Annotated in this window: 14 protein-coding genes; 4 read left to right on the top strand and 10 right to left on the bottom strand. The window is 43.4% G+C overall.

Annotated elements, in window-relative coordinates; translation table 11 throughout:
• Positions 1 to 9: 9 nt before the first annotated feature.
• On the bottom strand, positions 10 to 1389 hold the full coding sequence (gene cysS, locus DS891_RS13245; RefSeq protein WP_174170022.1) for a cysteine--tRNA ligase: 1380 nt from the start codon (positions 1387 to 1389) through the stop codon (positions 10 to 12).
• Positions 1390 to 1588: 199 nt separating this feature from the next.
• Here cysS and DS891_RS13240 point away from each other — a divergent pair, with 199 nt between their 5' ends.
• Both DS891_RS13240 and DS891_RS13235 read left to right on the top strand, forming a co-directional pair.
• The gene (locus tag DS891_RS13240) at positions 1589 to 2083 is read left to right on the top strand and encodes a peptidylprolyl isomerase (RefSeq protein WP_010371206.1); all 495 of its coding nucleotides are present in this window, start codon (positions 1589 to 1591) and stop codon (positions 2081 to 2083) included.
• 58 nt (positions 2084 to 2141) lie between these two features.
• Positions 2142 to 2867, top strand: a complete 726-nt coding sequence (locus DS891_RS13235) for a UDP-2,3-diacylglucosamine diphosphatase (RefSeq protein WP_039497100.1) — start codon at positions 2142 to 2144, stop codon at positions 2865 to 2867.
• Positions 2868 to 2876: 9 nt separating this feature from the next.
• On the opposite strand, the gene miaE is transcribed toward DS891_RS13235, so the two are convergent.
• Entirely contained in the window at positions 2877 to 3659 is a 783-nt protein-coding gene (miaE, locus tag DS891_RS13230) for a tRNA-(ms[2]io[6]A)-hydroxylase (protein WP_174170021.1), read from the bottom strand.
• Positions 3660 to 3868: 209 nt separating this feature from the next.
• On the opposite strand from miaE, the gene DS891_RS13225 reads away from it, so the two are divergent.
• Positions 3869 to 4468: a Yip1 family protein gene (locus DS891_RS13225; RefSeq protein WP_010606742.1), complete on the top strand. Its 600-nt coding sequence runs from the start codon at positions 3869 to 3871 to the stop codon at positions 4466 to 4468.
• A gap of 196 nt (positions 4469 to 4664) precedes the next feature.
• Here the strand turns inward: DS891_RS13225 and DS891_RS13220 are convergent, their stop codons facing one another.
• The 8 genes from DS891_RS13220 to pspA all read right to left on the bottom strand — a co-directional run bounded on the left by DS891_RS13220 (position 4665) and on the right by pspA (position 11293).
• Positions 4665 to 5009 (bottom strand): 4a-hydroxytetrahydrobiopterin dehydratase, encoded by a 345-nt coding sequence (locus DS891_RS13220; RefSeq protein ID WP_010606741.1) that lies wholly within the window; start codon positions 5007 to 5009, stop codon positions 4665 to 4667.
• A gap of 10 nt (positions 5010 to 5019) precedes the next feature.
• Positions 5020 to 5817, bottom strand: a complete 798-nt coding sequence (gene phhA / locus DS891_RS13215; RefSeq protein ID WP_010371198.1) for a phenylalanine 4-monooxygenase — start codon at positions 5815 to 5817, stop codon at positions 5020 to 5022.
• A gap of 255 nt (positions 5818 to 6072) precedes the next feature.
• A complete protein-coding gene (locus DS891_RS13210) occupies positions 6073 to 7251 on the bottom strand; it encodes a PLP-dependent aspartate aminotransferase family protein (protein ID WP_010606739.1) in 1179 nt (392 codons plus the stop codon).
• 190 nt (positions 7252 to 7441) lie between these two features.
• Positions 7442 to 8467, bottom strand: coding sequence for a TIGR01620 family protein (locus DS891_RS13205; RefSeq protein WP_174170020.1), 1026 nt, complete (start codon positions 8465 to 8467; stop codon positions 7442 to 7444).
• Complete coding sequence (locus DS891_RS13200) at positions 8464 to 9876, bottom strand: YcjX family protein (RefSeq protein ID WP_174170019.1); 1413 nt, start codon at positions 9874 to 9876, stop codon at positions 8464 to 8466. The genes DS891_RS13205 and DS891_RS13200 overlap by 4 nt, the downstream gene beginning before the upstream one ends.
• Positions 9877 to 9924: 48 nt before the next feature.
• Positions 9925 to 10326, bottom strand: a complete 402-nt coding sequence (gene pspC / locus DS891_RS13195; RefSeq protein WP_010606736.1) for an envelope stress response membrane protein PspC — start codon at positions 10324 to 10326, stop codon at positions 9925 to 9927.
• Positions 10323 to 10556 carry an envelope stress response membrane protein PspB gene (gene pspB, locus DS891_RS13190; protein ID WP_010371190.1) on the bottom strand — a complete coding sequence of 78 codons (234 nt, stop codon included), beginning with the start codon at positions 10554 to 10556 and terminating at the stop codon, positions 10323 to 10325. Before pspB ends, pspC begins: the two co-directional genes overlap by 4 nt.
• Positions 10557 to 10633: 77 nt before the next feature.
• Complete coding sequence (gene pspA, locus DS891_RS13185) at positions 10634 to 11293, bottom strand: phage shock protein PspA (protein WP_010371188.1); 660 nt, start codon at positions 11291 to 11293, stop codon at positions 10634 to 10636.
• Between the two features lie 182 nt (positions 11294 to 11475).
• Here pspA and pspF point away from each other — a divergent pair, with 182 nt between their 5' ends.
• Complete coding sequence (gene pspF, locus DS891_RS13180; RefSeq protein ID WP_174170018.1) at positions 11476 to 12567, top strand: phage shock protein operon transcriptional activator; 1092 nt, start codon at positions 11476 to 11478, stop codon at positions 12565 to 12567.
• Positions 12568 to 12593 lie beyond the last annotated feature (26 nt).

Genomic DNA, 12593 nt, shown 5'->3' with positions numbered 1-12593 from the left:
CCAAGAAGGTTAAGCTTTACGCCAAGTTGTTTTGCCCGCGCTATCTTCTAACACAACGCCTAAGGCAGTTAGCGCATCACGCGCTTCATCCGCTGCAGCCCAATCTTTATTTTCGCGAGCGCTGCGGCGCTTTTCAATCAATGCTTCGATTTGCGCTACTTCGTCGTCGTCTTGTTCACCTTGTAAGAAAGATTCAGGGTCTTGCTGCGCAATACCTAAGACTTCCGCGAGTTTCACAAGAATAAATGCATGCTCACCTGCAGCTTCTGCGTCACTCTCTTTTAAGCGATTCACTTCTTTTGATAATTCAAAAATCACTGGCAGTGCTTCTGGCGTGTTAAAGTCGTCGTTCATTGCTGTCTCAAAACGTTCAGCGTAAACATTACCTTTAAGCTCGACTTCCACCAGCTCAACGCCACGTAGTGCAGTGTAAATACGCTCAAGCGACGAACGTGCTTGTTCAAGGTTTTCTTGTGAATAGTTTAGCTGGCTACGATAATGACCATTGATCAAGAAATAGCGTACTGTTTCTCTATCAAACGCTTTTAGCACTTCACGTACGGTAAAGAAATTGCCAAGAGACTTAGACATTTTCTCTTTGTTAACTTGTACCATGCCGGTGTGGATCCAGGTGTTCACATAACGGCCATTATTTGCGCAGCAAGATTGGGCAATCTCGTTTTCATGGTGCGGGAATTGCAAATCTGAACCCCCACCGTGAATATCAAAAAATTCACCCAAATGCTTTGAACTCATTGCGCTACATTCAATGTGCCAACCCGGACGACCTTCGCCCCACGGAGATTGCCACGCAGGCTCACCCGATTTGGCTTTCTTCCACAATACAAAGTCGAGTGGATCATCTTTGTCTTGTGCTACCTCAACGCGTGCGCCCGCTTGTAGCATTTCTAAATCTTGCTGAGATAACTGACCATATTGCTCAAACGTTGAGACATCAAACAATACATCCCCATCCTTCGCAACGTAAGCATGGCCTTTTTCAATCAAGCGCGCGATCATCTCGATGATTTCATCCATATGCCCTGTTACCGTCGGCTCAATATCCGCAGGTAGCATATTCAACGCAGTAAAGTCTTCATGCATGGCTTTGGTCATGCGAACGGTTAGATCATTAATCGACTCTTTGTTTTCCGCGGCGCGTTTAATGATTTTGTCATCCACGTCAGTAATATTACGCACATACGTGACGTCATAACCTAAATAACGTAAATAACGGTTCATTACGTCAAATGAAACGTAAGTGCGTGCGTGTCCTACATGACAGAAATCATAGATAGTGATACCACACACGTACATATCAACCTTGCCTTCTTTGAGCGGTTTAAAAGGGGCTTTTTGGCGAGTGAGTGTGTTGAAAATCTGCAACATGTAGTTTTCTTCCTAAGTACGGTTCATTTTTTAACAAAAGTGCTTTTAATCATACCACCTGCATAGCAGCGCCTCTAGATTTTAATAACAAATTACGGCAGTTTTTTGATTTTTTACGCTGATTTTTAAGGAATGCTTTTTCACAAAAGCCCTGTTGATATAAAATAGGGTTTTATCATTCAACACGATGGACACTAACATGGTTGTTTTAGAAACAAATCACGGCGAAATCCGTATTAATCTTTTCGCTGACAAAGCGCCTGAAACGGTAGCTAACTTCCTAAACTACGTAAACAGCGAGTTTTATAACGGTACTATTTTCCACCGTGTAATCGACGGTTTTATGGTTCAAGGTGGCGGATTCGCATCGGGTATGGAACAAAAACCAGTTGAAGCACCGATCAAAAACGAAGCAAACAACGGTGTTGCAAACAAAGTGGGTACCCTAGCAATGGCACGTACGCCAGATCCACACTCTGCAACTGCACAATTTTTTATCAATGTTAACGACAATGACTTCCTTAACTTCTCTAGCGAAACATCGCAAGGTTGGGGTTACTGTGTATTCGGTGAAGTTGTTGAAGGCATGGACGTAGTAAATAAGATTAAAGGTGTTGCTACTGGTTCTTCTGGTTTCCACCAAGACGTACCGCTTGAAGATGTGATCATCGAAAAAGCATACGTTGCTGAGTAATATCCTACTTTTTATTCAAGGCCAGTATTTATGCTGGCCTTATTAGTTTTGAGGTCCCATGGGTAAAACCTATTTTATCGCCGACTTGCATTTAACCGAGCACCGCACTGATATCACCGACGCTTTTTTCGCTTTTCTCGACCATCACATGACCGCCGATGTCGACGCTTTATATATTCTGGGTGATTTTTTTGAAGTGTGGATTGGAGACGATGAAAGAGACCCTTACGCCCTGAGTATTGCACAAAAGCTGCGAAGCTTGAGTCACCTTGGCATTCAAGTCTTTTTTATTCACGGTAACCGTGATTTTTTAATCAAACAGGCCTTTGCTGACGAATGCCAAATGACTTTGCTACCTGAACAAGCGGTGATAGATCTATACGGCACACCTACTGTGATTTTGCACGGCGACGAGATGTGTACACAAGACGAAGCCTATCAAAAGTTTCGTAAGAAGAGCCGCGGTTGGTGGTGGCCAAGATTGATGCTTGCTATGCCACTTTGGTATCGTCGTAGAGTCGCTGCAAATGCAAGACGTAAGAGCATTGAAAACCAAAAAGGCAAGCCCCTCGAGATTCTAGATGTCACCGAAGAAGCAGTAGCTGAAATGTTCGCAAAACATGGCGTAGACAATATGATCCACGGCCACACCCACAGACCAAAAGTGCACACCTACCAAGGCGGTAAGGTACGCACTGTGCTTGGCGATTGGTATTCACAAAGCTCATATATCGTCGTTGACGAAAGTGGCAAACAGCAGCTCCTTTGCCACCCTTTTGAATAAATTTAGTGCTTAAATAGGCGCACCTGAGTGGAACTTGAAATCGGGGTCTAGTGAGATGATAAGTTCGTTTTCCACTTGCTGAAATAGTTGAATGCGCCCAGCTACGTCACAGCGCTTAGGATCGGTTGCGTTGGCAACTTGATGCGCTAAATCAATATAGTCTTGGTAATGTCTGGCTTCTGAGCGCAATAGCGACACATAAAACTTAGCAATTTCTTGATCTAAGTGTGGCGCAAGTTTGGCGAAACGCTCACATGAACGAGCCTCAATGTAAGCACCAATGATCAGTTTATCAACCAGGGCTGCGGGTTCATAAGTGCGAATGTGTTTGATCATTCCAGACGCATAGCGAGATGCTTGTACGTACTCAACAGGAATATCACGTGCCCTTATGATTTCCAGTACCTGTTCAAAGTGATGTAGCTCTTCTTTGATAAGCCTCACCATCTTACTCAAAATATCTTGATTGTAGGCATATTCAGGTCGTGCAGTTAGCTCACCGATCAATTCATTTTTACTGCCTGAAAACTCGCCATCACCAACACTGCGATAAATAAAATCTTCGTAAGGTTGCAACCAACTTAACAATGTTTTTGCAGACGCATCATCTATTGCATATTTGCGAATTAAGAAGGCCGCACTTTGTGCCGCTTTTAACTCACAATGCATATGATCGATAAGCAACAATGGTAAGTGCTCGCTTTGTTTTGCTTTTTCAATCCAAGCTTGCGGGGTTTCACAGCCTAAAAATTGGTTAATAGGCGCAAGTAAATCTGTGTACTTTTCTAACATAACAACAAAAGACTAATGTGTTTGCGCCATTTTATCATAACTTCTCGCTGCAAGGTGCACCACAAGGCTATTCCCCAAGAAGTTTTAGATCATTCTGAAAATAGTAATATTGCTATTCAACTACATTTTCTTGACAAAAATTAACTCATCTCTCATAACTTAATTGAATTGTACAAAAATAGTACAAACCTATATTTGAGGGGCTAACTATGATCTTTAATCATCTATGGGGCTTATATGCTCACCCGCACGAAGAGTGGCAAACAATCGATAACCGTCACGAAAGCATGTTTTACAGTTTGTCACATATTGCACTTGTTGCGCTGATCCCAAGCATTATGGGGTATTATTCTTCGGTCTACTTAGGCTGGAGTGTTGGTACTGGGGATGCTGTCTATTTAACTCATGAGTCGGCAATATTAATTGGTGTTGCAATGTACTGCGCATTAATTGCAGGCGTCTTTATTCTGGCGTATCTCGCCCACTGGATGGCCATCACTTTTGGCTCAACACCGACCTATACACAAACTCTAGAGTTATCGGCTTACACGGCAACGCCAATGTTTATGTCGGCTTTTGCGGCATTTTATCCTGAGCTTTGGTTTGTCGTATCGGTTGGGATGGTTGCACTCGCGTACTCCGTTTATCTGCTTTATACGGGCGTGCCTATTCTGATGCATATTCCTGAAGAGCGCGGTTTTATTTATGCCAGCTCGGTTGTGACTTGTGGCCTAGTGCTGTTAGTCATCATTCTTGCTGCAACCGCTATCTTGTGGACTAATGGCATAATTAGCCCTACGTTTACGTAGCCTGAAGGTGGGATAAAAATAGATTAATCTATGTCTGCTAACGCTAGTTGTATTTGCTTGGAAAATGAAAAGACGAACGTTTTCTTGGCTTTTATCCTAAATGATGAATAAAAACGGCGCTTGTTTAGCGCCGTTTTTATTTTGTAGGTCGAAATATGACATGGGGTTGTCGATATTTGTCGACATAAATGTCGACCTACTGTGCTGCGAATACTTCGTCAGTTTTAGCGGCACAAATAAAATCGTTTTTATGAAGACCTTTGATAGAGTGGCTCCACCACGTTACCGTCACTTTACCCCATTCGGTAAGTAAACCTGGGTGATGGCCTTCTTCTTCAGCCATATCGCCCACCTTGTTTGTGAACGCAATTGCTTGTTTAAAGTTTTTAAACTTGTAAACACGCTCAAGCTGCATAATACCATCGCGTACTTCAGGTACCCAATCAGGGATCTGTTTGATCAGAACCGCTAGTTCTTCATCTGATACTTTAGGCGCATCCGCACGACACGCTTCACATTTTTGTGCACTTAAATCAGACATTGATAATTCCTTAACTTGCTAGTTTTTCTTTTGGCGGAAACTTAGGTTCAAATAACCCTAGCTCTTTTGCTTGTTCAACCTGCGACATGATATCCATTTTAGAGATCTCAAATAAGTCGTTGATTGAGTTAATTGTATAGTAAACAGGTTGCATAATGTCGATGCGATAAGGTGTACGTAACACATCTAACACTTTAAGCGGATTAATTTCTGGTTTGTCAGAGTAAACATATTGAGTCTCACCTGGGCTTGACAGCACACCGCCACCATAGATACGTAGACCTTGCTCAGTTTGCATTAAACCGAACTCGACGGTAAACCAGTATAAGCGTGCAAGGTATACGCGATCTTTCTTCTCAGCGGCATAGCCTAGCTGACCATACTTGTGTGTAAACTCAGCGAATGCTGGGTTTGTTAGCATTGCACAGTGGCCAAAAATCTCATGGAAGATATCTGGTTCTTGCAAGTAATCAAATTCTTCTCTGGAGCGAATAAAAGTCGCTACAGGAAACTGTTTGTTGGCAAGTAATCGAAAGAACTCATCAAAATCAATCAGTGCCGGCACTGGTGCTACCTGCCAACCCGTTTCTTTCGCTAATGCTTCGTTTAATTCACTTAGTTGTGGAATGCGGTCTTTTGGTAAGTTAATTTTCTCAAGGCCCGCCAAATATTCATCACAGGCTTTGCCTTCGATACACGCTAGCTGACGTGCAACTAACTCTGACCAAATTTGGTTCTCTTCATCTGTCCAAGCAATAACGCCATTTTCATCTGGCTGCTTAGATACATATTTACTTGCTTTAGCCATTTTACATTCTCACTTACTTCACCCCGAGTTTATGATCTTGCAATTTCAATTGCCGTCCTGTTGATGGTTCGGAGCGCTTCAACTTGTGACTTTGATACTAAGTAAAAGTGAAGGAAAGTTTAATAGTGAGCACGTTTATCACATTTCGCACAACAAGCATTTTCGTAAACTATAAAATACACACCTGTAAAACTAAAATTACACACATAATAAAAAGGGGCTAAACCCAGCCCCTTTGTAAAAATTAACTTACAGCTATATTTTATCAAACGCCTGCTTAAGATCGTCAATAATGTCTTCTACGTCTTCAAGCCCCACTGAAATCCGAATTAGTCCATCAGAAATTCCCGCAGCTAACCTTTCCTCTTGTGTATAAGGAGAGTGTGTCATTGATGCCGGATGTTGAATGAGCGTTTCCGGATCACCTAGACTTACCGCTAACGTACACAGCTCAGTCGCATTGATAAATTGTTCACCCTGCTCTAGCGAGCCGTTGATTTCAAAAGCAATTACCCCACCAGCCCCTTTCATTTGTTCACCAAGAAATTGGTAACCAGGATGCGAAGGTAAACCAGGGTAGTAGACTTTATTCACTTTAGGGTGCGCTTCTAGGAACTCTGCTACCGTTTGTGCGCTTTGACAGTGGCGTTGTACACGCAAAGCTAAGGTTTTCAACCCTCGATTGATTAACCAAGCATCATGCGGACTGATTGTAGCGCCAATGTCTTTTAACACGGTTAATTTGATAAGTTCTATGTGCTCTTTTGAACCGCACACGAGCCCTGCTACCACATCCCCATGACCATTTAGATACTTGGTTGCGCTGTGCACAATAAGATCAGCACCATAATTCACAGGCTTTTGTAAAAGCGGCGTCATGAAAGTATTGTCAACGACAAACAAGAGCTCGTGCTGTTTAGCGATCTCCCCTAACATTTTCAGATCTAATACCGTCATGTTGGGGTTGATTGGCGTTTCAGCAAACAATAGTTTTGTATTTTCCTGTACCGCATCACGTAACGCTTGTTCATCGGTTAAGTCAACAAATGACACCTCAATACCGAATTTAGGCAACATATGCGCAAATAGTGCGAAGCTACAGCCATACAATGCGCTTGATGCAATCATATGGTCGCCTTGCTGTAAAAAGCTCAGCACCGATGCGGAAACGGCACCCATACCAGTGGCGGTTGCCGCAGCATCTTCCATTCCCTCGAGTCGAGCTACTTTTTCTTCTAGCTCTCGCGTCGTAGGGTTGCCTAAGCGAGTATAGATATAGCCGGGCTCTTCACCGGCAAACCGTGCGGCTCCTTGCGCTGCGTCTTTAAAGTGGAATGTTGAGGTTTGATACAAAGGAGCTGTTAACGCCCCATGTGGGTCGTCAAAATGATTGGGTCCGTGAATACACTGACTGTCATCTCTTAATTTTTTCATACTTGCCTGCTGATTTTATTATTGCCAACCAAATAAACATGGTAGTGAATTGATTAGCGTCGTTTTTGTGTAATAACCAATATGTAGGGCAGTTTAGAATAATAGACAAGCATGCCAGATGGGGAGACGGCTAGTTCACTTATTGTGACTAGCCAATTTTACTTAAAGAGGTGTATAAAATTGTTGCCGCTTAATCTTTTTTGCTACGCCTTAATAGCACATCAACGACTGAGCTAATCGCATTTTTTAAAAGACTTTGTTTGTGCTCCAAGCGTGGCAATGGTCGACAAAGTTCCATCGCCTTATAGCCCAAGCGGGCTGTGAATATCCCAGCACTTAGGCCCTGTGCCGAACGGGTAGAAAGCTTGCCAAGTAATTCAGCCCCCACACTGGTCGCAGCAAGGTCGCTTACCAGTTCACTTGCGCCAACAAATACCATTTGCTTCAACAACATTTTATACAAGGTGATGCGGCTACGATACGCTAATCGAATACCATAATGTTTGCTGATCTTTTCCACCAGCACGACTCCGCGCCAAAGCACCGCCAGCATATCCACAAGTGCAAGTGGACTTAAAGCAACTAAGAGCGCCGATGTTGTTGCATGCTCCTGAATTAGCTTTTTAGCTTCAGCATCTTGGCCTCGGAGCAAAGTTTTTTCATATAAAGTGATGACTTCTTTGTCTGTGTGGTGAGGCTGTAATGCCTCTTCAAATGCGGCAACCTTTTGCTCTGGATGCGCTTTTAATAGTGGCGCAAGCCAAGCTCGCGCCTCGCCAATTTGGTCACTCTGTAATAAGCGCTGGGCATCATGCTTAATTTGCTGATGTTGTTTAAGCTTGCTAAGTGCGATGACTTCCGAAAATAAGAACTTAAATAGCGCAAGCAACCCAAGAGACAACACGGTGGTGTATAGACTAAACAGCAGAATATTTTGCTCATAGCTCTCTATCAAGGTCAGTGCTGCTTCCACAATGATAAGTATTAATAGCGCAAGCAAAAAGCACTGCTTAAACCCAAATCGCCAAGGCGATTCGTAAATACGTTCAATTTTCGGTAACTCGGGTTCAGGCGCAGCATCAAGGCTTTCACTCACAACCAGCTCGTTGCCGAGAACTTTGCCTTCACCACCCAAATGTTGAGACTCATCTTGGCGTTCAGTATCGATGTTTAAGCGCCTACCCGAGCCTTGGTAAGATTTTGTCTGATCTGTCATCTTAATTTATCTCCAATTAAGAACTGCAAAGCATGATCAAGCCTGATATGCGATAAGTTTCCTTGCCTGGCAGGTAGCGGCTCAAACGCTAAAAACTCAAACCCATTTTGAGGCCAAGCCTGCGATTTTGGAACGTGATCAGGCGGGGTTGGTGGCACATAATTAATAAACTGCTGCTCGCCGACTGGCTTGCCGTAGATACATTGCACATGTTGCGTCCCCTCTTTCACTGCCCTCGACTCAACACTTCTCACCGAAGAAAGAGACATCGTATCCACGGTTACCCCGTTGAAGCGCAGCTCATTGGCACTGTCCACCAGCATTTCATTTAACAACCTGGTCAAATTGGTCTGCTGCTCGTTCAAAACGCCATCACATTTGTTGGCGGCAAATAGCACCTTATCTATTTTTGGGTTAAATAAACGAGACAAAAAGCCACTTTTACCATGAGAAAACATGGCGAGGATCTGCTTTAACGCAACTTCTTGCTCCTTCAGTGTGTCATAGCCATCACTTAAACTACCCAATAGATCAACTAACACGACTTGGCGGTCAAACTGACAAAAGTAATCTTTGTAAAAAGGTGCGACGACTTGCTTTTTGTAGGCTTCAAAACGCTCCACAAGCTGTTGATATTGTGAATGCTCGGTAATGTCGTTTGGGTGAACTTGTACCGGGAAAAACAGCAATATTGGCGCTCCCTCAAGGTCACCTGGGATCAACGCTCTGCCAGGTTGCAAGTTAGATAAACGAGTGTCCCGCTGCAACTGCGCTAAAAGCGCATGGTAACTTTGTGCAAGCATTTTCAGCTTACTTTCATCCACCGCTTCCGTCCCATCAAACTGCTTGAGGAGCTGTAAAAACGTTTGTGCAAATGGCTGGTATTTAGGCTTATTTAATAATGCAAATTGCTGCTCACACCACTCGGGAAAAGTCATTTTAAGTAGCGGCAAGTCCATTAACCATTCACCTGGGTAATCATATAGTTCAAGGTATAGTGTATGGGTTTGCGCTAAGTGCTGTTTGAGTCCGCGTTCACTATGATACCTAAACGCCAGTGTTAAGGTGTTGATACGTTTGGTTGACGCAGGCCATGTTGGCGGCTCTTCCAACAAACAAGTTATCGCTTGCTGATAGTCAAAAGTTGGTACCGCCAGTGCCTTCTGCGGCTCAGGACGACACGCAACAAGACGACCTTCACTCACGACATCTAAAAACGGTAAGTTGTCGGTGCTCGTTTGGGTAGTCAGGTGCTTGATAAGAGCCGTGATAAATGCGGTTTTCCCGCTGCCACTAAACCCGGTTACGGCAAGCTTTATATGCTTATCAAAAGAGCGGTGGAGCGTTTTTTTGGCTTGTTGTTTTAACTTATCTAGGGAAGATGGGGTTCGAAAACGTGACGTAGTCATAAGTAGAAAAGTGCCCCTCAAGAAAATGCCAAGGCGGCCAATACCGCCTTATAGCTTGTCAATTTCTCTGCTAACCGTAAATTCAGGGGAAGTTACGTAGCGTTCCATGTTCTGAATGCGACCATCAAGTCGTGATAATCTGTCTTTTAGGTCGTAAAGTGCCTGTCTTGGCGGCTCGCCTTTTTGCCACACCTTAAACTTCACCGATACTTTATCTTCATCTTTTGCATCAGGTGAACGGTTTGGCGTCACTTCACGTTTATCTAAAATAAACCAGCATGCCACATACACGACGATAAATAATGGACCACCTGATAATAGCACGGCTGTGATGAATAAGATCCTAACAAGCCATAACTCCATGTTGAAGTAATCGCTAAGACCTGCGCATACCCCAGCTATCTTGCCGCGACTTGGGTCACGATATAGCTCTCGCTTTACTCTACTCATAACTTGCGTCTCCATTGTGGTGACTCTTGGTCAAGTAAAGCTTCTAACGTTTCAACACGATCTGCCATTTTTTCTGCCTTGCTGGCTAATTCGATAAGCTGACGATGCTCGTGTTCACTTAATCCTTGGCTTACCTGCTTTTTGCTACGGTAGTGCAAAATCAACCAAAGTGGTGCCACGATGACCATAAAAATAATCAACGGAGCCATTAAAACTTCTGCGTCAAACATAATCTTCTCCTGCCTTCAACCTGGCTGTTATTATTGTAGTTGGTTAGCACCTACCCTGACAGTAGGTGCGACTATTTTCACTTTTCAGCCATTTTCTTTTTCAGCTGTTCAAGCTCATCGTCAATCTTTTCGTTCTTTTGCAGATCAGCAATCTCATCCGCTAAAGATTTCTTACCTAAATCGTAAGATTCGATTTGCGACTCTAGGCCATCGATTTTGCTCTCATAACGCTCAAAGCGATTTAGGGCATCATCTACTTTACTGCTGTCGAGTGCCTTTTTCACCTCTAAACGAGATTCTGCTGAGCGCTGACGTAGTACAATCGCTTTTTGGCGCGCTTTTGCGTCGGCCAGTTTATCTTGTAATGTACTGACTTCTTGCTGCAGCTTTTCAATGTGCGTGTCTACATGCTCTAGCTCTTTTTCAAGGGCTGCAACATCTTCCGCAGACTTTTGCTTTTCAAGTAAAGCAGCACGTGCTAAATCTTCACGTTCCTTACTTAGTGCAAGCTCTGCTTTGGTTTGCCAATCATCTACCTGTGCTTTTAGCTGATCTAGACGGCGTGTTAACTCCTTTTTCTCAGCGAGTGTTTTTGCTGAGGTCGATCTTACTTCGACTAGTGTATCTTCCATTTCTTGGATAATTAGGCGAACCATTTTTTCTGGATCTTCGGCTTTATCCAAAATAGCATTGATATTAGAATTCACTATGTCTGCAAAACGAGAAAAAATTCCCATAGTGGTTACCTCTTTGGTTAATAGCTAAATTGCTTACTTCTATGTATCAAATAGCTTGCCAACTTTAACAAAATTAAAAACACAATAAAATCATAAGGTTATTTTATTTTTAAAAAGCCTTTAGTTATCACTTTTTTTAAAATACACTAGTTATTAGTAAAAACCACTAAGAGTTAGGCAATATGAGCCGTTTTCGCCAACAGGATAATTTATTAGGCCAATCTGACAGCTTTTTAGCTGTGCTAGACAAGGTTTCACAGCTCGCTCCTTTAGAAAAGCCCGTGCTTATTATTGGCGAGCGTGGCACAGGTAAAGAGTTAATTGCGGCACGTTTGCATTATCTCTCAGAGCGGTGGGATCAGGAATACGTCAAACTAAACTGTGCAGCCCTAAACGAAAACCTTTTAGAGAGTGAATTATTTGGTCACGAGAGCGGTGCCTTTACTGGTGCAAGCAAGCGCCATGAAGGTCGATTTGAACGCGCTAACAGTGGCACACTGTTTTTGGATGAGTTAGCTAATACCTCTGCGATGGTGCAAGAAAAGCTCTTGCGTGTAATTGAATACGGTGAGTTCGAGCGAGTTGGCGGCAAGCAAACCGTAAAAGTAGATACTCGACTGGTATGCGCTACCAATGAAGACCTCCCCACTCTTGCCGATGCTGGAGAGTTCAGACACGACTTATTGGACCGCCTCGCATTTGACGTCATCACCTTACCGCCATTAAGAGCGAGAAAAGAAGACATCTTATTATTGGCCGAACATTTTGCAATAAATATGGCTCGGGATTTAGGATGGGAGTTATTTAGCGGCTTTACCCGCAAAGCCATCGAGAAACTGCTTGATTACCCGTGGCCCGGTAATGTACGAGAGCTCAAAAATGTGGTGGAGCGTAGTTTATATCGTCATGGCAATGACCAAATTCCGGTTCATGATATTGTGTTTGACCCCTTTGCCAGCCCATTTAGGCCGAGTCAACGGATCAAAGCGCCAAATGCCCAGCCAACAACTGCAGCCACTCATAAAGTTGAGCCTTTGCCTGCAGCGCAACCGAGTAACGAACAACAGGCAGATCCTGCCCTCGAATTCGACTTCCCTTGTGATTTAAAATCGCTTTCCAACGACTATGAAATCACAATGCTGCAAAAAGCACTTGAATTTAGTCAATTTAATCAAAAGAAAACTGCACAAAACCTTGGTTTGACGTATCATCAACTTAGAGGTTATTTGAAAAAATACAACCTACTGGACCAAAACCAAAAACAAGAGGCATAGTGGTGCGTAAATTGTTTTTTGGTGTG

The sequence above is a fragment of the Pseudoalteromonas sp. JC28 genome (assembly GCF_013319255.1).
GTDB lineage: Bacteria > Pseudomonadota > Gammaproteobacteria > Enterobacterales > Alteromonadaceae > Pseudoalteromonas.
This window is presented reverse-complemented; position numbering and strand designations above follow the sequence as displayed.

Coding starts and splice junctions, on each gene's coding strand:
- pspC (WP_010606736.1), bottom strand. CDS start 10,326: ATGAGTAGAGTAAAGCGAGAGCTATATCGTGACCCAAGTCGCGGCAAG.
- DS891_RS13205 (WP_174170020.1), bottom strand. CDS start 8,467: ATGACAGATCAGACAAAATCTTACCAAGGCTCGGGTAGGCGCTTAAAC.
- DS891_RS13210 (WP_010606739.1), bottom strand. CDS start 7,251: ATGAAAAAATTAAGAGATGACAGTCAGTGTATTCACGGACCCAATCAT.
- pspF (WP_174170018.1), top strand. CDS start 11,476: ATGAGCCGTTTTCGCCAACAGGATAATTTATTAGGCCAATCTGACAGC.
- cysS (WP_174170022.1), bottom strand. CDS start 1,389: ATGTTGCAGATTTTCAACACACTCACTCGCCAAAAAGCCCCTTTTAAA.
- miaE (WP_174170021.1), bottom strand. CDS start 3,659: ATGTTAGAAAAGTACACAGATTTACTTGCGCCTATTAACCAATTTTTA.
- DS891_RS13225 (WP_010606742.1), top strand. CDS start 3,869: ATGATCTTTAATCATCTATGGGGCTTATATGCTCACCCGCACGAAGAG.
- pspA (WP_010371188.1), bottom strand. CDS start 11,293: ATGGGAATTTTTTCTCGTTTTGCAGACATAGTGAATTCTAATATCAAT.
- DS891_RS13220 (WP_010606741.1), bottom strand. CDS start 5,009: ATGTCTGATTTAAGTGCACAAAAATGTGAAGCGTGTCGTGCGGATGCG.
- phhA (WP_010371198.1), bottom strand. CDS start 5,817: ATGGCTAAAGCAAGTAAATATGTATCTAAGCAGCCAGATGAAAATGGC.
- pspB (WP_010371190.1), bottom strand. CDS start 10,556: ATGTTTGACGCAGAAGTTTTAATGGCTCCGTTGATTATTTTTATGGTC.
- DS891_RS13200 (WP_174170019.1), bottom strand. CDS start 9,876: ATGACTACGTCACGTTTTCGAACCCCATCTTCCCTAGATAAGTTAAAA.
- DS891_RS13235 (WP_039497100.1), top strand. CDS start 2,142: ATGGGTAAAACCTATTTTATCGCCGACTTGCATTTAACCGAGCACCGC.
- DS891_RS13240 (WP_010371206.1), top strand. CDS start 1,589: ATGGTTGTTTTAGAAACAAATCACGGCGAAATCCGTATTAATCTTTTC.